General features: G+C 37.8%; 1 protein-coding gene and 1 pseudogene (1 of these 2 only partly in view). One reads left to right on the top strand and one right to left on the bottom strand.

Annotated elements, in window-relative coordinates:
- Positions 1-352 (bottom strand): annotated as a pseudogene (mscL, locus tag V7164_RS10795) (large conductance mechanosensitive channel protein MscL); it reaches 20 nt to the left of the window's first position.
- Positions 353-630: 278 nt separating this feature from the next.
- Here mscL and V7164_RS10790 point away from each other — a divergent pair.
- Positions 631-1,782: a hypothetical protein gene (locus V7164_RS10790; RefSeq protein ID WP_335354070.1), complete on the top strand. Its 1,152-nt coding sequence runs from the start codon at positions 631-633 to the stop codon at positions 1,780-1,782.
- Positions 1,783-1,876: the final 94 nt, after the last annotated feature.

Here is a 1,876-nt window from a genome sequence, read left to right as displayed (position 1 = left end):
AATCCCTAATTTCCGTTAGAAGAACTTCCTTCTTATCGACTGCCGGCTTCGATTCCTCCTGCTTTTTAAAGCGTTTGTTGATGATTCTGACGAAAATAAAAATCGAAAACGCAATAATAAGGAAATCTAAAATAGTCTGAGTAAAAGCCCCAACCCTTACTTCAGCCGTTCCAACTGTAATAACAAGCTGCTTTGTCAAATCAACCCCACCCACAAGCAGCCCTACTAGCGGCATAATAATATCTTCCACGAGGGAGGAAACAATTTTTCCGAAAGCAGCCCCGATTATGACCCCGACTGCAAGATCTAACACATTCCCTTTTAATGCGAATTTCTTAAATTCATTCAGCATAGCTTGAAAAACACCTTTCTCTTACAAAATTAACGTTAATTATACTATGCTCGTTAGGCAAATCACCAGTTATGAAAGCATTATTTTTATCCTAAGACAGAGGATAGGTGGGGGTTAGCCGATGAGGGGAGTTTTTCGAAAAATGGGTATATTGGGAGATTTGTAGAATGGCGAGCGATTTGTTACACTTTTAACATACAAAAAGAGTTTGTCATTTTTGTAATGAAAAAATAACACTTGTTTATACAAATTTTGCTTTTATTTACAGGGAGATTTTAATGAAAAATTATCTATATATACTTTCTTTCTTGATGTTATCAGGACTATTAGCAGCATGCTCGAATGAAACAAATGCTATAAATACTACAGGGAATACACAAATTAAATCTTCAGCTGTACAAACATCTGTTGATAAGATGAAGACAAAGGACATAGCTTGGTTAAAGGAAAAAGCGCTTTACCAGTTTGAAGCGACAGAAGGGTCAAACGATTATTCGGTGTTTCTTTATGCTGAGGATGAGCACAATGTAATAAAAGAGGAGAACGGTTCAGGCGGGAAAAATCAACTATTCACCGGAATGTATTTCTTTTATCTAGCAGACAAGGATTCATCAGTAGCATATAAACAGATAGCCCTAGGCAATGGGGCCCCTTTCAAATTTAATCCATCTTTAAACCAGGCCTATTCTATAAAGTTAGGGAAAACTGCGGTCTTTATTGCACTTTATCCAAGTGAACAACGTACTTTTAATCCCTATTTATATGCCATAAAAGATGGAGAGATTGTGAAGGTTGCTCCTGAAGAAGGACTTGATGAAATTACTGGAACGGAAATAAAGACGATTAATCAAAAATATTTGCAAACTGCTCATTTACAGGAAAATAACGTTTGGAAGTTTGTGACATGGGAGTTTAATGAAGAAACATTGGAAATCAGCAAAAAAGATGAATCTGCATTTGATGAAAAGTCAAAGAATTTAAGCGAGCAATGGTATAAACGATGGAGTGAGAAGAGAGAGTTATACTATCCCTTCCATAACATAGAGCTTAGCCATGATATGGTTGAAAAGGCGAAGCAAGGAATCCCTTTAGGAAGTCCGTATCCAATCGGAACGAATATTGCTAACATCAAGAAATCCGAGCCTAATTTTATGGAGGAAGGGATTATGGAAGGTACACCCTATTTGATGTACCCGGAAATTACCTATTTTTATGATAGTGCAACTGGTTCGGTAACAGCCGTCTCCATTCCCGGCGAGCGTGTGAAAACAACTTTAGAAGAGATTAAGAAATTACTTGGAGATCCGGAGCAAGAGGGGATCAATGCGGATAAGGAGATTCGCGCAGTCTACAATGCAGATAAATATGTTGTAGAGGTTTTGTCTGATGAGAATGGTATGGTGAAAAATATCTATTTATCAAAAAAATAAACATAGCAAAGGCTGCCGACAAAGTCGACAGCCTTTCACCTGCTATTGTCTAGTTTCAGCGCCTAGCCCCGAAGTACAGGACGTACTAGTGTCG

The sequence above is a fragment of the Bacillus sp. JJ1474 genome (genome assembly GCF_036965225.1).
Taxonomy (GTDB): domain Bacteria; phylum Bacillota; class Bacilli; order Bacillales; family Cytobacillaceae; genus Cytobacillus.
This window is presented reverse-complemented; position numbering and strand designations above follow the sequence as displayed.

Coding starts and splice junctions, on each gene's coding strand:
- V7164_RS10790 (WP_335354070.1), top strand. CDS start 631: ATGAAAAATTATCTATATATACTTTCTTTCTTGATGTTATCAGGACTA.